Here is an 18,766-nt window from a genome sequence, read left to right as displayed (position 1 = left end):
CGGCCCGCGTCACAGTCCGTCACCGTCTGTGACGGGGGTATCAGCTGACAGAGAGTCGTTTGCGGCCCGCTCGACATGATGTGATCAGGCGTAGTGAGCGGGCTTTGTTGTTCCCCTTTGTTCAGGAGGCACGATGCACGATTCCGTAGTGCCGCGCGATCCGGGTATGGCCGTCCACTCCGGCGGATTGGCGAGTCGGGTTGATCAGGAGCGCGAGAGCGGGTACTCTTGGAGCATGAGTGAAATCCCGCTTTCCGAACTGCTGGCGCTCAGCCTCTCCGAACGAGCGCAGCTTGCGGCCGATCTGTGGGATAGCGTGGCCGATGAGGCCGAGGCCCATCCAGACCGGCTTCCGGTCAGTCAGGCGCAGGCCCGGGAGATCATGCGCCGTTCCCGTGCCTACCACCAGAATCCGGGACGGGCGGTCCCGCTGCATGAGGCGCTGGATCGGATCGAGCGATCTCTGGGGTGAGGCGGCCCGTTGTCTACGAATCCGTGCTCCTGCCGGAAGCGGAGGCGGACATCACGGATGCAATTCGCTGGTACGACGCGCAGAAGCGAGGACTCGGCCGCTCCTTTCTGGATCAACTGCGATCTGCTCTGGACAACGTCGCGCATGGCCCGCTTCGCTACCAGCGGGTATTTGGGCCCACGCGCCGGGTACTTCTGCGCAAGTTCCCGTACGCCGTCTTTTACGAGATCTTCGCGCTGACCATCGTGGTACTCGCGTGCCTGCACACGGCGCGTGATCCTGAAGACTGGCAGCGGCGCGTGCTTCGATAAACGGCGTGCCGAATACACAAACGCCGCCCCGGCCGTGGAGCCGGGGCGGCGTTTCTGTCATCCAGCGTGCAGCGTCAGGAGGCGGGCTGACGGTACTGCGGGTCGTTGTACATCTTGAACTGGCGGTACACCTTGGGCACCACGCGCCCGGACGCGATGTCCGTCAGCAGCGTGGACAGTTCCTGGGCCAGGTCGTCGCGCTGCATGCGCATCACTTCCAGCCGCCCCACGCACCGCTCCACGAACTCCGGCTCGGCGTCGGGGCGCTCGGCCTGCTCGCGCATGTGGTAGATCTTGAGCTCGATGATGCTGAGCTTGTCTACCAGCGAGCCCACCGTTTCAGCCACGGACGCCTCCGCCCGCGGCGCGCACCGCGTCCATCACGGCCTCGTCGATGCGCTCGATGAGGTCGTTGCGCTTCTGGTTCAGCTTGTCGACCGCGCGCTTGGCGGCCGCCACCTGATGGTCGTCATCCACCCGCGCTTTGTCTTCCTCGTGCCAGAGCTCGATGTTGGTCTCGGCGAGGCGTGCGATCAGCGTTCCAATGGTCTCGTTCATTCCGGCCTTCCGGTGGTGCGGGCGGGCACGCCGCCGTGGCAGATCGCCGCGAATGTACACGGCCCGCGCACGCCGCGCCACTCCGGCGTCGATTGCGGCGCGCGCGGCGGCCCGGCTATCTTGCGCGCCGTTTTGCGCCCGTTCACCCGATCCCGGCCGTCCGTTGTCCGCCGTACGCCTTCCGCCCGCCGCGCGCGTCCTGATCGTGATGATGAGCGCCGTGGGCGACACCGTCCACGTGCTCCCCGTCGTAACCGCGCTCAAGCGGCACGATCCCGCCATCCACATCACCTGGGTGCTGCAGCCCGGCCCGGCGTCTCTGGTGCGCGGCCATCCGGACGTGGACGAGATCATCCTCTTTGAGCGGCGCGCGGGGTGGCGGGCGTTCACCGGCATCCGCCGCAAGCTCGCCGGCCGCAAGTTCGACGTCGTCATCAACCTGCAGGTATACGCCAAGGCCAGCATGGTGACGGCGATTGCCTCCGCGCCGGTGAAGCTGGGATTCGACAAGGCACGCGCGCGTGACTGGAACTGGCTGGTGACGACGGACCGCATTCCGCCGCGCGGGCAGCGGCACGTGCAGGACCAGTACTTCGAGTTCCTGGACGTTCTGGGCGTGAATCCCGAGCCGGTGACGTGGAACCTGGGGCCGTGGGACGGCGAGCGGGATGCCCAGCGCGCATTCCTGGGCCGGCTGAACCGGCCCGCCGCGTCGCTGGTGATTGGCACGACGCGCGCGGAAAAGGACTGGGTGCCGCAGCGCTGGGTGGAGCTTTCCGACGCGCTGTACGAGCGGTTCGGGCTGCAGCCGGTGCTCGTCGGCGGGCGCTCGGAGCGGGAGTTGGCGACGGAGCGGGTGATCATGGAGCACGCGCGGCACCCCGTCGTTTCCACGCTGGGCGTGCCCCTGCGCGAGCTGGTGGGGATCTTCGACGCGTCGGAACTCGTTGTGGCGCTGGATACGGGACCGATGCACATCGCCACCGCGCTCGGCACGCCGACGGTGGCGCTGATCGGCTACTACAATCCCAAGCGCATCGGGCCGTATCGCCGCTTTCACGATCTGCTGGTGGATGCGTACGGCGACCCGGGCGAGGACTATCCCATCACGCCAGAGAAGCGGCCCGGGCGCACGAAGACGATCACCGTGGATCAGGTGCTGGAGAAGGTGGCCGTGTGGGACCGGAAGTATCGCGGGCGCGTTCGGCCGGATTCCGTGTAGCCGCTGGCCGTCGGAGAGCTCACGCGGAGGGCGCGGGGGCCGCGGAGGTCGCGGGGAGGTCGGCACAATGAGCCGCCGTGGCTCGGGAGGCGAAATGCGGGGGCGCGCGCTGTACGCAGTCTCTGCTCCTCATACCCGTGAAGCATATGAAGGCCGCCGCGGCATGTGCGCCACGGCGGCCTTCGTGTACTCGAAATCAGCCGGGCGTGGCGCTCCGGTGGCCGGAGACACAGGGCGAATTCCGGGCTGCCGAGCCCCGGGCGCCTCCGGGTCGGCGTCAGAACCGTGACGGGATGGCTGCAGCGACGATGCGCGAAACGTACGGGAGCGCGGCCGCGTTCGCCGTGCCGCTGGCCACCTGTTGCCGCCCGGTCAGAGTGCCCACCCAGAGCACCTCGGCCTCCCGCACGCTGATCAGGCGCCCGCCCACAGTGGCATACGAGAAGTCTGCCTGGCCCGGCTTGTCGTTGCTTACGAGGCTCTGAATCGTGGGCGCGGCCTCGCGGCGAGTCGACAGGTCATCGATGCTCACGATGAGAATGGCCGACACGTTAAGCATGTTGCCGACCTGTTCGTAGTCCCTGGCCGTGGCGCCGGAGGACTGGAACCGGAGTTCCTGCATCATGGCGTTCACGTTGGAACGGTCCGCGATTGTGTAGCCCTTGACCATGGCCGCCCGCATGAACTCGTCCTCCGCCTGGCGCGTAATGCCGCTGCCGGTACCGGTGTGGTCCTCCACCAGGATCGCGATCCGCTCGTGCTGGCGCGGGTTGAACCGGGGCGACGTCGTGGCGCTGGGCGTGGGTTCCAGCGCCCGCGCCAGACGTTCGTACTGCTGCACGGCCCCGCATGCCGTATTGCCGAACGTGAGCAACGCAACGGTGACAACCAGATTGATTCTGCGCATTAAATCCTCCAACCGCTGTGGGGTGATCAAGGTGAGGCAAGTGCCTCGGCAAGGTCCTGCACGACGCGGCTCTCCGCCTGCTGGAGCGCGGCGGATTCGTTGAACCCCGCGCCTCGCGCACGGAATACGCGCGACTTCGTTGTTCCCCCGCTCAGCGACACGATCTGCACGGCGAGGGATGCGTGCGTCATCATCAGGTCGTCCATGGTGTTCTGCACGGGATCGAACGAGAGCCGTGCAATCACCAGGTCCCCGGTCATCGCCGGGAGCCCCAGTTCCGCCGCCGTCTCGCCTGCGGAAAGCCGGTCCACCACGCCGTCACGGAGAGCCGCGGGCGTGAACGCGCCCGTCCGGGCATCCACGCCGGCCGCGCTCAATCCGCTCGCCACGCGCTGCTCCGCGCCGGAATTCCCGCGCACCACCAGAAGGGTCATGGGATGACCTCCCGCGAGCACGCTGGGGTTCACGTAGCGCTCCGGCGCACGGGCGGACGGCATGAAGCCGTCACCGTACGGAGGTGCGGAGGTGCCGTCCCTGGCAGGGGTAGACGAGGGAAAGACAACCCTGTCAACCGGTGTTTCTCCGGGGGTGGGCACTGGCCCGGCGTCCGCGACGCTGTCGGGCGGGGGAGGCACAGGTGGAATGACAACGGGAGGCGACTCTGGCCCGCCGCCGGGTCTCTTGGGAGTTCCGGACCCCTGTTCGGGCTCGGATCGACTGAAATTTGCTTTGACTTCTAGGACCGCCACACCGATGCCCAGCACTGCGGCAGCGATGCCCAGCCAAGCTGCTCTGATGCCCAGCCGCGCGTTCCGGACATTGTCCTCGTGCAGGCGCTGCTGGTCTGGGACGGATATGGAGGGATTCAAGCGAACCTGCGCATTCTGAAAGACCCTTACGCATGAAAACCGGCGGCACTAACGTATAGGTGCGATATATAGTCGCGTTTTACGCGGCGGTCAAGGAAGTCGTGCCCGGTTGCGCGGAAGGCGCACGATCCGGCGGGATGGCTGAATCCGGAGCAGCCGCCGACCAGCCGGCCCCGGTCTCATGTCGGCCGTCCGTGTATGATGCGTGTGAACCCGGCGAGAGGGGCCGGAGTGCCTGCCGCCGTGCCGGATCTCAGCCGCGGGCGACGGGCATTACGTGGCTTACTGCTCTCCCAGGTCTCGCATGCAGGGCCGCGTCGCGGACCGGTCCGCCGCCTGCCGCGCGGCCTCGTTGGCGTTCGGAGTGGTGGGCGCGATGCGGTCGGTGACGCAGGCGGCGCCGGGCGTGATCTTGGCGACGGCAAGGTAGGATGTCGTGCGCGCCGGGTCCTCCGGGTCTTCGTTGGCGTTCAGCCGAACGATCAGTGCGATGGGATTCGCGCCTCGCATCCGCCACTCGGCGCGCTCACCCACGGCGGAAAAGTTGGCGGTGATCACGCCGGAGTAGCGCAGCGGGAGCACGCGGCCGCCCGGCGCCACGATGTCCACCGACATCCGCGCGTCGTAATCGTGCACCATGAGCGCGTACCCGGCGGTTCCCGGGCACCGCGAAGTGCTGCCGCCCACCTCGTCGTCCGTCTCCGTCACGCGGCAATCCTTCTCCGCCAGCGACGTGTAGACGCTGCGGATCGCGGACGAGTCGCCGCCCGCCGGAGCCGAATCGCCCGCGGGCATGGAATCGGTGACGAACGCCGGAACGCTCGATCCAGCGGAACCGACCGTCGTGATGGGGTCCGGGCGAGACGCCTCGGCCCCCGAACCGGAGTCAGTGTCGGGAGGCGTGCGGTCGACGCCGCAGGCGCTGAGAACGGACAGCAGGCCGACAGCGTAGAGGGAGCGTGGGGTGATTGTCCGCATTGTCGTGTCTGTCGTGGGTGTTGATGGGCAAGAGAGGCGGATGACCCGCTGGGGCCGCGCTCCGCCGCACGATGCACTGCAGCACGTGCAACGCTGGGGGCAAAATCGAAGCCGAGGCTGACCTGAGCAGGATAAGCCGTGCGTGTCTCGCGACGTTACTCAAGACTGGCAGTCCCGCAATCAACCCTGCAGGACGACGGGAGATGAGTGCGAAACCGCGAGCCTCTGACGCTTTGGACCGTTGCCGTCAGCTACGTAGGCTTCGTGCACAACCCGCACTGTGTTGCGTGCTGTCGGATACGATGGCGAAGAACACCATGTCCCGTGTGCACACCGTGACGCTTGTTCATTGACACCGCTGGATCGCATGATTAAACATGTCTGGGTCATTGAGATGCTTTATGTGCTGATGTTAGTCAAGATCAAGCAATGGGGAATAAAGATGAAACGATTCAATGTTCACAAATCTTGGATGCTCCTTTCCCTCGCCGTCGGCCTTATCTATGCCGAACTAACAGAAACTCACGCGCACAACGATTGGTTTGAACCACTCACCTACGGCATCTTCATTTCGATGCTGTCGGTTTCCATTGCGCTGCTTCTGGAGATTCATTCCAAATTGGAAGCCACCGATGAAGGACTGCAGGAGCTTGAGCAGATGTCTCAAGAAGTGATTGATATGTTGAGGCTGAACAGTATCGTTGCGACGACGCGGTATGAGCTTCAGCGGCGAAAGCCTTACGTCGCCCAAGCGGGTGTTAGAACTCTGCGAAAGTACGCCAAAAGCTTCTATGTTACCCCGACGGGCTATGCTGTAGAAGGTGAACAGGGAGCGCTGACGGCTTATGAGGAGTTCTGGCGCTTATTGTTGGAAAAGCAGAGAAAGCTTGGATTCTCAGACCACCACCGGTTGATCGCCAGAACTACACACTCGAATGATATCAGCCTCTGGTCGCTTCGTGAACGGAATAATGCCCACACACTGAAGCAGCTTCAAGAAGACTTCATCAAGGCTGGAGGAATCGTAATCCGGATTTTCATTCACTCTGACGAGAAACCAAGTCCACAGTACCTGCAGGTGATGAATTGGATGAGCAAAGTCGGAGTGGATGTTCGATATGTGTCTTCAGATGATCCGAGTGTCACTCCGGATTTCCGGTACGATTTCCTGTTGATCATGAACGACGCCGATAGCGAGCACTACGTGTCCAAGTGGTATAGTGGTTCACACGGCATGCTGCTCGATAAATGCGAAATCAGTGACGTAATCGATGATGATGTCTTAGGGCGCTGGAATGCGTTGGTTCATGCGTCAACTGCAGAATACGGCGAACTCGACATGATCCCGCTTGCGCGACAGTTCGGCGAAAAGAGCACCAGCAAACGCTTTTCGCGTGCGCGTGCTTGGAAGCGCAAAGTGGAGAACTGGGGCAGAGATAAAGGGTTGCTCAAACCTGAGCGCCCTGTCAGGCCGAGAAACGGAAATGGCTGAGTAGTAGTTACCCCTTTCTACAGCTACTCCGAAGGTGCCAAGGAAGATTGTAATTCGGTTGCGTCTGAGATGAGTAGCTGGGAAATCTTTGGCGCGACGCCCTCCAGCACGAAGCGGCTGAGGTCGCGAGTGAGGGCGGGGATCAGGCCCTCCTGATGGGCGGCCTGGCCGCGGGCGGCGATCTCGGCGGTGAGGGCGGGGAAGGTGCGCGCGGCGCGGTCCACGGCGCCGGGGGGAAGCGTGTGGCCTTCCGTCCTCAACGCGTCGCGATAGTCGTCCACGCTCATGCGCCAGGTGCTGGCTGCGCCGGGGTAGCGCGCCAGCACCTGCGCCGCGATCTCCAGCCCCCTGGCGTCGAAGTCCCCGCCGTAGAACAGGTGCGCGCCCCGCTGCACCAGCGCGTCCAGCAGCGCCTTGTCTGCCAGGTTCAGGTTGCCGTTGGTGCAGATGAGGGTGGGGTGACGATCCGGAATCCACGGGCGCACATGCTTGATGAGTGCCGCCAGCACCGTCGGGTTCTCCACCACGAACGCGACGTTCCTCCACGCCCGAACGTCGCCGCCAATTTCGCCCAGCGTGTTGAGCGTGAACGGCCGGTCGATTCCCTCCCGCCGCAACTCTCGAAGGTACGGCGTATCCCCGTCGAGCCCGAAGGTGTCCACGCGCACGGAGATGGGGTCGCGCGCGATGCCGGCCGCGGAAAGCAGATTCAGCTTCCACGCGGCGGATCCGCGTTCCTCGCCCGCGGCGGCTTCGGGAAAGGTGAAGGCCAGCGCGCGGATCAGCAGCGCGTGCTCGGGCTTGCCGACATCCAGCCCGTGCGAGCCGCCGGTGACCTCGTTCGCGAGTTCCGCCAGGTAGATGGGCGGACTGCCGGGCGCCGGGAGACGGTGGAATGCGAGAGCCACGGCGCGGATGCCATCCACCAGCGCCGCCTCACCCCAGCGTGTGGCGTCGGCGCGCATCTCCGATTCCGCGGCGTTCATCCAGGTGGCGACGCGGGTGAATGCTTCGGTCGAGATCTTCAGTTCTGACAGCAGTTGGAAGCAGCGGCGGACGGCGCGGTCACGGCCGGCGATCCGCCGCTCCCGCTCCTCCTTGGGCCGCGCGATCGGCGCACCGCGGTGAAGTTCAACCGCCTCGGCCAGCGAGCAGTGAAAGAGGCTCTGTTCGCGCAGGCGCTGGTCTATGTCGCGCACGGCGACGGTGAGGCCGGGCTCGATCCATTTTCCGCCGATGAGGTCCTGAAGCGCGTCCGCCTCGTCGCGCGACTGAACCTTCACGCGGCCTTTCGGCTCGCCGTTGCGGACGAGGGAGGCGTGCAGTTCATCCAGCAGCCGCGCGAGCTTCGGATTGCGCAGCAGCGTCAGCAGGTCGCGCCGCATGTCGGGGTGCATGTCAGGCCTCATGGATTCGTCCTATTCTCGATTCCCTATTCCCATGCCCTCTGACGTCTCCATCCCGATCAACTCGTCACCGATGAATTCGTAGCGGCGCGCGCCGTCCCACAGGCTGAGCACGGGGGCCACGGTGCGCTCGTCGGCCAGCATCTCGTACGTGGCGGAGCCGCGCACCTCGGCGCCCAGCGCGGTCGCCTTTTCCGTTGCCATGATCCAGCAGAACTCCAACTCCGTCAGCAGCGCGTAGATCTCCGCGGCATTACGGTCGTCCACGCCGGCGAACGCCTCGTCAAAGCCGACGAGCCGCGGCGCTGCGCGGTCCGCCGACTGCAGCCGTGCGCTTACGGCGGCGATCAACGGCAGCAGCAGGTCCAGCGTGCGCCGGCCGCCACTCCCTTGTCCGTACAGGCGCTTCGTGAGCTGCACCCACCGTCCCGACTCGTCCTTGCGCTGCACGGTCAGCGTATACCACTGGGTATAGTCTACCATCCGCAGCAGCGCCGTCCGATAATCCTCCAGCAGCTCGTGCTCGCGGTTCCGGCGGCGGATGTCCGACACCATCGTGCGAAAGATCTCCAGCAGCTCCTCGCGCCGCGCCTCGTCCAGGGCGATGCCGCGCTGGGAGAGCAGATCGTCCAGGCGGCGCGGATCGAACGCGTCGGCGGACTCGCGGGTGCGCACATCCCAGTGCAGGCGCATGATGCCGCCCTTGAACAGCTTCATCCGCCCCAGGATGCCGTTGATGTCGCTCACCCAGTGGCGGGTATTGCGGATGGCGTCGCGGATGGCGTCCACCACGTCGCGCAGCATCAGCTGCTCGATCAGCCGCCGATCCTCGTCCTCCAGCAGCGTTTCGTTGCGCGCCTGCTGCTCCTCCAGGGTGCGATACAGCTCATCCAGCCGCATTTCGCCGAGTTCGTGGGTGAAGCGGAGGATGTCGCCGTCCAGCGTGGGGCTCATTTCCTCGAACGCGCCACGCGCCCGGGCGTAGGCCGCGTTCAACTCCTGCTGCGCGCGCCGCACCTCGTCGTCCACCGCTTCCGGCGCGACGTCGTGCAGGATGCGCTGCATGGCCTTGGGCAGCCCGGACCGGCGCGCGTCGTCGGCGTACTCTAAGAGGGTGGGATAGGCGTCAATCCGCTCGCGGAAGCCGTGTTCGGCGGATTGAAGGAGGATGAACGCGCTCCGCAGCTGGTCCGCGTAGTCCGGCTCCTGCGCGGCGAGCGTTTCAATCTGCCCGGTGTTCTTGTCGATGGACTTCTCCGCATCGCGATCGAGTCGTTCGATTGCCGCCAGCCGTTGCTCCAGCGCGCGGATCTCCTCCGCCAGCACCTCGCGGCCCACGCTGGCGCGCGACAGCTGCTCGGTGAGCGCGGCGAGCTGCGCGTCCAGCGTCTGCACGCCCACGCTCGCCCGGGCGATGCGCGGCGCCAGTTCCTCCACGTGAAGGCGGAGCGCGTCGTGCGCGCGGGTGCGGGACGCGTAGGCCCGGCGCAGTTCATCCAGCCGCTCAACGTCCTCGCCGATCGCGCGGACGATGGACAGCACTTCGGCGAGCGCGGCGGCGGATGCGTCCACCTCGCCGCGGGGACGGCCGCGCAGCCAGGGCGCGTCATCGGTGGCGCGCTCCAAGGCGGCGCTGCGCTGCTGCAGCTCGCGCGTGGCGTTTTCCACCGTTTCGGCGGCCGTTTCGGCGGCGGTGCGGCGGCGCTCGCGCTCGTGCTCCTCGCGGCGAAGGGCGAGCAGGCGGTCGTGCAGCGTCTGCGGCTGCGGAAGCTCGTGCGCGGCGCGCCACTCGCGGGCCAGCGCGCGGTCCCGGGACTGGACGCCATCCAGCGCCTCGCCCAGCCGGCCGATCTCCTCGCGCAGATCCGCAAGCTGGCGGCGCGCTTCCTCAATGCGGCGGCGGCGCTCCTCGCGGCGCGCCGTCTCGCCGAGAAAGCGGACGCGCGCCTCGGCCGGCGCAGCTGTGACACCGTGCAGCGGACCCAGCCGCCATCCGCCGTCCGCATCCACCACGCCCGCGCCGCCCATCATCCCCAGCGTCCGCAGCGCCGCCGCGACATCGTTCGCGGACACGTCGGTCGATGAGACGGGGACCAGCCAGTCTGCCGCGCCGCTCGATCCACCGTCATCGAAGCCGACGCGGTCCGCGGACGCATCCAACGGCGCGATCCATCGATCCCCGACGCCGTGCGCGCTGAGCAGCGCGCGGACGCGATCCGCATCCGCGCGCGGGACGACGAGCGCGTCCAGCAGCCCGGCATCCAGCAGCGCCGCCTCCACGCGCGACGCGAGCGCCGCGTCCGTGGCGAGCGGGCCCGCGAGATCGACGGCGGCAAAGAGCGGCGCGTGGGCGATTCCGTGTTCGCGCAGCAGGCGGCGCGCGGCGGTCTGCGCGGGCGTGCGCTCCGGCTCTACGTCCGCCTCGCGCGACAGGCGCCGCAGCCGTTCATCCACCTGCTCTGCGTCCGTTTGATGGCGGCGCCGGATGATGCCGAGTTCCTGCGCTTCCGTCCGCAGCGCCTCCTGCGCCTCGTCGTGCGCGGGCTGGAGCGGGGCGAGGATGGACGCCGGCCGGCTCCCGGGCTGATACGCCTCGATTGCCGCCATCACCGCGCCGAACGCCTCATCCGGCACGCGCAGCTCGGCGGTCGATTCCCGCCATCCCGCGATCGCTTCCGTGGCCGCCGCAAGCGCCGTCTCAACTTCTCGACCGGCGGTGCGAAAGCGGTCGTCCGCGTGGTTCAGCTCGCGTGTCGCCACCTCGCTCGCCTTGCGCGCGCTGTCCAGCCGCCCCGTGGCCGAGGCGACCGCATCCATCGCCGCGCGGACGGCGTCGATCACGGCGCGCCGCTGCCGCGCCTCGCCGTCGATGGACGAGCGCGCCAGGTCCGACGCGATCGCGCCGCTCCCGTCGATGTTCACGGTGCCCAGCGCGTCAGCGGCGAGGGCGGCGCGCTGCTCCAGCGACGGCCAGTGCGCGCGCGCGGCCGCATCGCGCGTGGCGTGGAGCTTTTCCCCCAGGCGCGCGGCCTGCCGCGCCCACGACTGCTCCGCATCGCCCAAGGCCGCCTGCTCGCGGTCCGCGGCGTCCTGCGCGCGCTTGCGATCGGCCCGCAGCGCCTCGTACGCATCGAACGCGGTCCGCTGCTCCGCCTGTACCTGCCGCAGGCGCTCCTCGATGTCGAACGCCTCGCTCAGCCGGAACTGGTCCTTGAGGACGGTGAGCGTGCCGTCCTTTTCCGCGCGCTCCGAGGCGAGTTCCGTCCGCGCCTCTGTCTGCCGCGCGACCTCCGCGCGCGCGGAATCCAGCCGGGCGAGCAGATCCCCGTGCTTCTTCTGCCGATCGGCGTGCTCGCGCGACGCCTGCCGGTACGCGGACGCCGCCTGCCGCGCACGGGCGAGCACGGCGGCCTCCTGCGGCGCCTCCAGCTCCCGCGCGACGGCGAGCTGGTCGTGCAGGTGCTTCAGCTCCTCCTCAATCGTATCCAGCCGCGAAAATACCTCGGACGCCGCATCGATCTTGTCGGACTGGATGGGCGGAAGCGACTCCTTGAGCAGCGCCTCTACTTTCCGCGGGCTCAGCCCTTCGCCCAGCTTGGGCGTGCGGACCACGTGCAGCATCTCCAGAAATCGCTCGTAATCCTCCACCGTCTGAAAGCCGAACAGCGCGTCGTTCACGGCGGACTTGTAGGTGCGCTGGTCGTCCGTCACCTGTCCGTGGCTGCCCAGTCGTTCGCGCAGTTCGCCGGGGCGCAGGGGGCGTCCCTTCTGGTGCAGATGGAATCCATCCTCCTCCACGCGATGGGTGGAGTCCATCACGAATCCCCAGCGCTCCACCTTCTGGTTGGTCCAGTCCCGCGACGAGCGTAGGCCGATGCCGATGGTCTGGTGCACGCCGGACGCGCCGCGCTCGAACTCTAGGGCGATGTACGCCGTGCGCTCGCGGTGCCAGTTGGGGCTGCCTTCCTGCGCGTCGTCCTTGCCGATCAGGTAGTAGCGGATGGATCGGTCGCTGCTGCCCAAGGTGTCCACCCGGTCGGGGGTGAGCATCATGTCCAGCACCAGCGTGATGGCGGTGACGAGCACGGTGGATTTTCCGGACTCGTTCTGCCCGGTGAGCATCAGGTTGCCGCGCCCGAAGTGAAAGATCTCCGGCTCCTCGAACAGCCAGTAGTTCTGCAGGATCAGACGGCGCGGCAGCCAGCGGTCCGGATCGCCGGCGTGCATGGCGTCCAGCAGCGCCTGCATGCGCGGCGGCATTCCGGTCAGCGCAAAGAAGTCCGACTGCATCAATCCTCTGAGTCCTCGTCGCGATCCTGCGTCCTGTCGTCCGCGTAGTGGGCGGCGAGGCGGGCGGCGGTGGGGAGCACCAGGTACTGGCCGGGCTCGTCGGTGTCGCGCATCAGCCCCCACGCTTTCATCTGGGCGACGACATCATCCGCGAGCGCGCTCACCTTCTGCTCGCGCAGCGTCTTGCCCCACTTGGCACCGTGGCGCTTCTGCAGTTCATCCACGTCCTGCCAGACGCGGCTCTGGTCGATCAGAAAGCACTCGTCGCCGGCGGATACCAGCCGCCCCGCCGCCTGCCGGTCACGCAGCAGGCCGCAGAAGCAGAGCACGGCGTGATCAAGCCCCGACGTGACGGGGATGGGCGTCTGCACGGCATCGTCGGAGCGCGCGGGGCGAAGAACGCGCGCGTACTCCGCCGTCACCTCCAGTTCCCAGCGGGTGAGGTAGGCCAGGTTCTGAATGACGCGCGCCAGAGATTCCGGCGCGTCCAGCAGGCGGAAGGCGGCGGGGTCGTCGCGGCGGTAGAGCGCGGGGTTGAGGAGGAGCGCGCGGTACAGGCGGATCTCGTCCGTGCCGTCCGGCGGGGCGGGGGAGGCGGACGCGGACCGGCCCTCCGCCAGCCGCTCCAGCTCTGCCGCGGGGAGGGCGACGTGGATGCGCCACGCCGCCGCGCCCCATGCGTACAGCGCGTCGCGCTTGCCGTTCTCGTCCGCCCACTCGTCCACGCTGCCGTCCTGGAGCCGGAGGACACCCATCCCTTCCAGCCCGCGAAAGACGCGGCGCGCCGCCAGCCGCTGCGCGTGCGACGTCCAATCCACCGCCGCGTCGTCTGGGCCGGCGCTGCGCAGCCGGATCTCGTCCGCGATCTGGCTGACGGTGAACTTGCGGCCGCCCGTGTGCTCGCCGTACCACAGCACCCACGCCAGCAGCGCGTAATCCAGCTTCCCTTTTGCCCACGACAGCCCGTGCGACGCCTCGGCCCGCGCGGGCGTCTTGACCAGCCGCGCGAACTCCGGGTGCGCCAGCACGCGCCACCCCGTCACCCGGCCGAACGCGGCCTGCAGCGCGGGCTGGTGCCGGCGGATTTTCTCGAGCAGCGCCCGGTCGTCCGCGGCCGTGATCATCGGCCTGTCGATGAGCGCTTCGGCGCACAGGCGGAAGTCGGCGCCGCGCGCGACGTCGCTGCTGTTCATGGCGCGGAGGGCGTGCGGCGCAGGCGAAAGGCGCGGAGGTACAGAAAGCCGTCCGGCGCGGCGATCTCCGCGATCTGCCGCGGATCGTCCGGCGGCAGGATCTCCACGCGCGATCCGTCCGTCAGGCGCACGTGGCGGTCGGGGGAGCGCAGGCAGTCGCGCACCAGGCGCACCACGCGCGAGCGGTCGCCCGGCGAGCGCAGCGCGAGGCCGTCCAGCGCCAGATCGCCATCGCCGAAGACGGTATCCCAGAAGCGCGACTCCGCCCGCTTCTGCTCCAGCACGCGCGCGCGGAGTTCCGCTTTCTGGATGCCGCGATCCGCCATGGGCGTGACCGCGCGAAAGCTGGGATTTCCCCGCACCCGCGGCCGAAGCTCCACGTCCCACGGCGGCTGCAGCCAGACGGAGGCGCCGGGGTCCAGCTCCGCCGCGGCATCGGCGTTGTAGGCGCGCATGTGGCGCGGCGTGCCCCACCCGAACGCGGCGGACGCGAGCCGGTGCGCGTCATCATCCGATTCCGCGCGGCGAAAGGCTTGGGCCAGCAGGCGCAGATCGCGGGCGCGGTTCAGGGCGTTGCGCCGCTCCGTCACCACGCGCTCGATCTGCTCCACCAGGCCGCGAACGCGCGCGGTGGTGCGCCCCTGGAGGATCTCCGCGTCGCCGCCGCGGGCCGAAAAGCCGCGCATCGAGCGGATCTGTCCCTCGAATACGGCGCGGACTTCCTCTTCCGGCCGCAGATCGGCTTTGCGCTCGCGCTCGTTGCGGGCGAGCGCGGCCGCGAGGCGCACGTCCAGCCCGGCGGCGGCCCAGTCGTCGAACAGGTCGCGCGTGCGCTCCACAAAGTCCTTGAGGCCGAGCGCGAACTCGTCCAGATAGTCGCGCAGCATCCGCTTGTACTTGAGGAATACGACCAGATCCGCCGCGGTGGGCATGCGGTCGTGCTCCAGCTCGCGCATGTAGCGCACGGCCTGCTCGCGCATTTCCCGCCGCGCGTCGTCCGCCGCGTTCCACAATCCTTCCACGCGCCGGAGGACGTCGTGCGGGGCGCGCGCGGGATCCAGATCCGCCAGCACGCGGCCAAGTTCAAAGAGCGCGTCGCGCAGGCGGGCGAGGCGCGTGGTGTCCAGCGACCCGCGCGACCCATCCTGCTGCGCCAGGCGGATGACCATCGACTCAATTACGCGCGCCGTTTCGCTGATCTGGTAGCGCCGCGCCGCCCGCACGAACTCCTCGATCGTCCGCGCCTGGTTGACGTCCTGCTCCGACGTCAGGACGCCCCACGCCTCCAGCTGTTTCAGGTGCGCCTCGCACTCCTCGTCCGAGTACGCGGGGTGATGGGGATGATTCGCGCGGATGAAGGCGGCCACCTCGCCCGGCCACAGCCAGCCGGTTTCGCCGGACTCATAGCGCTGGTGAAAGAAGCGGACGATGGGGCGGTACGCCGGCGTACCCGGCGCGACGAGGTAGTTCACCTCGTTCACCCGGCTCATCAGCAGATCGTCGATCAGCAGGCGCTCGGGCGTGTCCATGTTCGGCGAAGCGGGTGACGCGGTGGACGGAGTTGCCATCGTACCGCGGGAATTGGCCGCGGGCAAGAACGTCGCGTTTGGAGCGAACCGGCGATGGATTCCGGACACACGTTCCGGAGATGCGGTAGAGGCGGAATCTCTGCGCCAAGCCCGGCGTTGTTGACGATCCGCCGTACGGGTACTATCTGGATTGAAGCGGGCGCGTTCACGGTTTTGGGCGTGATCTCTCCGGGGCTTGGCGACGACGCGGGAAGATTCCCGGGCCGGCATTCGGCTCCCACCATCGTCCCTCTCATCTCATGAAGATTCCAGCGCTTCTGCTCATCGCCTGCCTTGTCGTCGTGGGATGGGCGGATCAGCCGGGATTCACGGAAGACGAGGTCGCCGACATTTACATCGCCGCGCTGAACGGCGAGGTGCGTCAGGATCCGCCGCGCGACGCCGCTTTGAATCGAAATTTGATGACGGATGCGGGGCACTATTCCGTGGCGGGGCGGATGCCCGACCGCGTGGTGGAGCGCCTGCGTGCACAGGGGCTCTTTTCGGAGGTGTGCGGCGAGGGCCCCGACCGCGGGGCAGGGCCGAGGTGCATCTCGCAGCATGCTCGCGGGGAGCTGCGCATGTCCCGTCCAATCCCGCGCGGCGCGGATTCGGCTGACGTCTACATCGGCGGGGGAAGCCTGCGCCCGGTGAACGACACAGCCAGCGTCTTCATCCACATGGGCGGCACGATCCGCTGCCGCATCGTCCGGGAGGGTGGGCGCTGGGTGCGCCGAGCTTGTGAGCAGACGATGATCGTGTGAGCCCGGCTTCATCCCAGACGTACCGCGTTCGCGAAGGGCTGAACCGTTACCCGGCTTTCTCTCGCCGCAACTGCCCAGGACACACACGATCGATGGAAAAGCGCATCGGGTACTTTCCGCGCCAACCCCGGTTTCCGATCCTGCTGGACACCGGAACCGAGTTGCTGGCGTTCCGCACCGCGGCCGAATGTGAGGCGGGCCTGCCTCTGCTCGCGCTCGTTGGCGATCCGCGGCCCGTGATCGACGCCCGGTCAGAGTCTTTTGCATTCTATCCGGATCTGCACACGGTTGCGCCGATGATCGTGATCAGGGACAGGACCAAGGCCGAGATCGTCGCGCTGTACCACGCCCGGAAGCGCCCGGATGCCCCGGCGTACACGCGCAGCCTGGCGAGCCGAAAGCTCGCGGACGTGATTTCGGACATCGTGGACCTCCTGAGGCCGAAGCGAGCGGCAACACGCGTTCGGCCGTCTGGAGCCAAGCCGCAGCGCATCCTCGAATGAACAGCCCAGACATCATCGTCGTTCAATCCTGGTTCGGACCCGTGTGCGTGCTCGCGGGCGACGATCCGGTTCAGCACCGGCCGCAACGCAAGATGCGCGGGCGACGGCGATACTACCGCAAGATCATGCGTGAGGCGACGCGGGTGGCGGTTTCGGAGAGCGACTGGTACTACCGGATGCATTGGCACGTGGACTGGCCCGGCCTGGGCAACGTCTCGTGGCGGGACCGGCGGTCGCACCTGGAGGCGCTCTTCGTCATGTTCCGCGACATCTTGGGCAAGACCGCCGGGTGGACCACGCCCCACGAGTGCTGGCTGCAGATCGACGCGCTGGATTCGTCGCAGGACGCCGTCTACCTGCACACTCCCAATCCCTATCGGGATGATTTTCCCACCGACTTCGACTGGGTGGATTGGGATGTGGAGATCCCGGAGCGCCTGCGTGAGTTCATCACCGACCCCGCCTGGCAGTTCGGACGCTCGCAGGGCACGTGGACGCACTTCTTTGTCCGCCTTCGGCCGCACTCCTGAGTCTCGCCGACATGATCGTGATCAGCCGAATTCTGCAGGCAGCCGGTTTCGTGCTTCTGCTGGCCGCGTGTGGACCGCCGCGCTTCCAGTATTCGCTGCGGGACACGGTCCGCTCGCCCTCCGACATGCAGCGGTATGCCGGCCTGTATCGGCGCTCTGACAGCCTGCAAGCCGTTTCCGACAGCATCAACCACTGCCCGCCTCGCGCGGATACGGTGTGGGCCGGCAACCGTCGCGTGGCGATCCCACAAGTCTGGCTCGAAGCGTCCGTGGCCCACGGATGCTCCGGCACGGGCTTGCCGAACCTGGTGCGGCGGCGCCTGCGTGACGATCCCGCCTCCCTGCCGTTCTACGAAGCGGTTGCGCGCGGACAAGGCGGACGGGACGAACTGGCGCGGGCGGCGGCCGTATCGTTTCTGGGATACAGCGGGCATCGCCGGTACTTTCCGCTCCTGCTCCGGATCGCGTCGGACGAGACGCCAGCGCTGGGGGAAAAGGACTACAACGCAGCCTACTGGGCGACGATTGCGCTCGCGCCGTACCTGTGGGAGTCGCACGCTGCCCGCCGGACCGTCCTTCGTCACGCGGGCAACATGAACGCGCCGCGTGCGCGTGAGGCAGGCATCCAGGCGTTGGCGATCGCGAATTCCACGTGGTCGCGCCGCCATCTGAAGGCCATGGTGCCAGATAACCCCTCCGAGTACCACATGCGGATCGTGGGGCGTGCGCTGTCGCATCGGCCCTGCCGGCCCGGGACCGTCTTCGTAGAGAGGATCTTCATCGAGGGGCAGGATTACAGCCGTTGCGAACCGCCCCCGGACTGGCGATGACGTGCGTCGCCGGACCGTCGCGCGGATCGCGCGGGCCACACACATTCAACGGACGTCATGATCGCGCGCACCTGGCACGGACGCGTGCCGCTGAGCAAGGCGGCCGACTACGAGGCGTACCTGCGGGAGACGGGGCTGGCCGACTACCAGCGCGTGGATGGCAACCGCGGCGTGTACCTGCTGCGCCGCGACGAGGGCGACGTCACGCACTTCACGACGCTGACGTTCTGGGATTCGTTGGATGCGATCCGGGCGTTCGCCGGCCCCGACTACGAGAGGGCGCGCTACTATCCCGAGGACGACGAGTATCTACTGGAACGCGAGCCGTTCGTCACGCACTACACGGTCGTGGAGCCCTCGGCTTCGGTTTTCACGGCGCTTCCCGCCAACTGAAGTTCCCTCGAACGACCTGCCGCCGTCGTGACCCCGCGTTGCCGCTCGTGAAAGTTCGCTTTGATCTTGGATGATTGGATCGCGCGCATCCGCAGCCGGGATGCGATGGTGTTCGAGGATACCTATCACGGCGAGCGTCCGTCCGGCTCCGAAGTCATTCCCCGGCTTATCGCCGAAATGCGCTCGGCCGCGGATCTCTACACTCGAGGGAAGTTCGCCGAGTTGCTGGGCGAGATGGGCGATGCTTCCGTGGTCCCGTACCTGATCGAGGAACTCTCCTGCTCTGATACCCGGCTCTGGGCAGTGTTCGCTCTCCACAAACTCGGAGATGCGGCTGGAGTTCGGGCCGCGGCCGCGTGCCGTATACAGCATCCAGAAGCATCGCGGCGGCTGGATTCGTAACGGGCACCCGTCGTCCGGCTCTCGCCCATCCCAAGCCGCCGTGCCTGCGCTCGTCCACGTACGCGGCCCCGGTCTGTA

At 67.5% G+C, this 18,766-nt stretch carries 19 protein-coding genes; 10 read left to right on the top strand and 9 right to left on the bottom strand.

Annotated features, from left to right (window positions below; genetic code table 11):
• Positions 1–133: 133 nt before the first annotated feature.
• Both HNQ61_RS00580 and HNQ61_RS00575 read left to right on the top strand, forming a co-directional pair.
• Entirely contained in the window at positions 134–472 is a 339-nt protein-coding gene (locus tag HNQ61_RS00580) for an addiction module protein (protein ID WP_205761084.1), read from the top strand.
• A gap of 23 nt (positions 473–495) precedes the next feature.
• A complete protein-coding gene (locus HNQ61_RS00575; protein WP_170030648.1) occupies positions 496–783 on the top strand; it encodes a type II toxin-antitoxin system RelE/ParE family toxin in 288 nt (95 codons plus the stop codon).
• Positions 784–857: 74 nt separating this feature from the next.
• Here HNQ61_RS00575 and HNQ61_RS29065 read toward each other — a convergent pair whose 3' ends face one another.
• Both HNQ61_RS29065 and HNQ61_RS29060 read right to left on the bottom strand, forming a co-directional pair.
• Positions 858–1,130 (bottom strand): DUF4254 domain-containing protein, encoded by a 273-nt coding sequence (locus HNQ61_RS29065; protein WP_170030646.1) that lies wholly within the window; start codon positions 1,128–1,130, stop codon positions 858–860.
• Positions 1,123–1,341 (bottom strand): DUF4254 domain-containing protein, encoded by a 219-nt coding sequence (locus HNQ61_RS29060; RefSeq protein ID WP_170030644.1) that lies wholly within the window; start codon positions 1,339–1,341, stop codon positions 1,123–1,125. Before HNQ61_RS29060 ends, HNQ61_RS29065 begins: the two co-directional genes overlap by 8 nt.
• A 163-nt stretch (positions 1,342–1,504) precedes the next feature.
• On the opposite strand from HNQ61_RS29060, the gene HNQ61_RS00560 reads away from it, so the two are divergent.
• Positions 1,505–2,563, top strand: coding sequence for a glycosyltransferase family 9 protein (locus tag HNQ61_RS00560; protein WP_170030642.1), 1,059 nt, complete (start codon positions 1,505–1,507; stop codon positions 2,561–2,563).
• 277 nt (positions 2,564–2,840) lie between these two features.
• On the opposite strand, the gene HNQ61_RS00555 is transcribed toward HNQ61_RS00560, so the two are convergent.
• The 3 genes from HNQ61_RS00555 to HNQ61_RS00545 all read right to left on the bottom strand — a co-directional run bounded on the left by HNQ61_RS00555 (position 2,841) and on the right by HNQ61_RS00545 (position 5,317).
• Positions 2,841–3,470, bottom strand: a complete 630-nt coding sequence (locus HNQ61_RS00555) for a hypothetical protein (RefSeq protein ID WP_170030640.1) — start codon at positions 3,468–3,470, stop codon at positions 2,841–2,843.
• A gap of 26 nt (positions 3,471–3,496) precedes the next feature.
• Positions 3,497–3,967 (bottom strand): hypothetical protein, encoded by a 471-nt coding sequence (locus tag HNQ61_RS00550; protein WP_170030638.1) that lies wholly within the window; start codon positions 3,965–3,967, stop codon positions 3,497–3,499.
• A gap of 654 nt (positions 3,968–4,621) precedes the next feature.
• Entirely contained in the window at positions 4,622–5,317 is a 696-nt protein-coding gene (locus HNQ61_RS00545; RefSeq protein WP_170030636.1) for a hypothetical protein, read from the bottom strand.
• A 367-nt stretch (positions 5,318–5,684) separates the two neighbouring features.
• Here HNQ61_RS00545 and HNQ61_RS00540 point away from each other — a divergent pair, with 367 nt between their 5' ends.
• Positions 5,685–6,809, top strand: a complete 1,125-nt coding sequence (locus tag HNQ61_RS00540) for a hypothetical protein (protein WP_170030634.1) — start codon at positions 5,685–5,687, stop codon at positions 6,807–6,809.
• Between the two features lie 23 nt (positions 6,810–6,832).
• Here the strand turns inward: HNQ61_RS00540 and HNQ61_RS00535 are convergent, their stop codons facing one another.
• The 4 genes from HNQ61_RS00535 to HNQ61_RS00520 are packed head-to-tail and all read right to left on the bottom strand — an operon-like array spanning position 6,833 to position 15,227.
• Positions 6,833–8,218 carry a DUF2399 domain-containing protein gene (locus HNQ61_RS00535; protein WP_170030632.1) on the bottom strand — a complete coding sequence of 462 codons (1,386 nt, stop codon included), beginning with the start codon at positions 8,216–8,218 and terminating at the stop codon, positions 6,833–6,835.
• 9 nt (positions 8,219–8,227) lie between these two features.
• Entirely contained in the window at positions 8,228–12,505 is a 4,278-nt protein-coding gene (locus HNQ61_RS00530) for an SbcC/MukB-like Walker B domain-containing protein (RefSeq protein WP_170030630.1), read from the bottom strand.
• Complete coding sequence (locus HNQ61_RS00525) at positions 12,505–13,698, bottom strand: TIGR02678 family protein (protein WP_170030628.1); 1,194 nt, start codon at positions 13,696–13,698, stop codon at positions 12,505–12,507. The genes HNQ61_RS00530 and HNQ61_RS00525 overlap by 1 nt, the downstream gene beginning before the upstream one ends.
• On the bottom strand, positions 13,695–15,227 hold the full coding sequence (locus HNQ61_RS00520) for a TIGR02677 family protein (RefSeq protein ID WP_170030626.1): 1,533 nt from the start codon (positions 15,225–15,227) through the stop codon (positions 13,695–13,697). The genes HNQ61_RS00525 and HNQ61_RS00520 overlap by 4 nt, the downstream gene beginning before the upstream one ends.
• Positions 15,228–15,526: 299 nt before the next feature.
• Here HNQ61_RS00520 and HNQ61_RS00515 point away from each other — a divergent pair, with 299 nt between their 5' ends.
• From HNQ61_RS00515 to HNQ61_RS00490, 6 genes are all read left to right on the top strand, one after another.
• A complete protein-coding gene (locus HNQ61_RS00515) occupies positions 15,527–16,030 on the top strand; it encodes a hypothetical protein (protein WP_170030624.1) in 504 nt (167 codons plus the stop codon).
• Positions 16,031–16,122: 92 nt separating this feature from the next.
• Entirely contained in the window at positions 16,123–16,533 is a 411-nt protein-coding gene (locus tag HNQ61_RS00510) for a hypothetical protein (RefSeq protein ID WP_170030622.1), read from the top strand.
• Positions 16,530–17,063: a hypothetical protein gene (locus HNQ61_RS00505; RefSeq protein WP_170030620.1), complete on the top strand. Its 534-nt coding sequence runs from the start codon at positions 16,530–16,532 to the stop codon at positions 17,061–17,063. Before HNQ61_RS00510 ends, HNQ61_RS00505 begins: the two co-directional genes overlap by 4 nt.
• Before the next feature lie 11 nt (positions 17,064–17,074).
• Positions 17,075–17,893 (top strand): hypothetical protein, encoded by an 819-nt coding sequence (locus HNQ61_RS00500; protein WP_170030618.1) that lies wholly within the window; start codon positions 17,075–17,077, stop codon positions 17,891–17,893.
• Positions 17,894–17,950: 57 nt separating this feature from the next.
• Positions 17,951–18,286 carry an antibiotic biosynthesis monooxygenase family protein gene (locus HNQ61_RS00495; RefSeq protein WP_170030616.1) on the top strand — a complete coding sequence of 112 codons (336 nt, stop codon included), beginning with the start codon at positions 17,951–17,953 and terminating at the stop codon, positions 18,284–18,286.
• A 66-nt stretch (positions 18,287–18,352) separates the two neighbouring features.
• Positions 18,353–18,688, top strand: a complete 336-nt coding sequence (locus HNQ61_RS00490; RefSeq protein WP_170030614.1) for a HEAT repeat domain-containing protein — start codon at positions 18,353–18,355, stop codon at positions 18,686–18,688.
• Positions 18,689–18,766 lie beyond the last annotated feature (78 nt).

The organism is Longimicrobium terrae, from assembly GCF_014202995.1.
GTDB classification, from domain to species: domain Bacteria; phylum Gemmatimonadota; class Gemmatimonadetes; order Longimicrobiales; family Longimicrobiaceae; genus Longimicrobium; species Longimicrobium terrae.
Note: the sequence above shows the minus strand (reverse complement) of the source record. Positions and strands in the feature narration are given on the sequence as shown.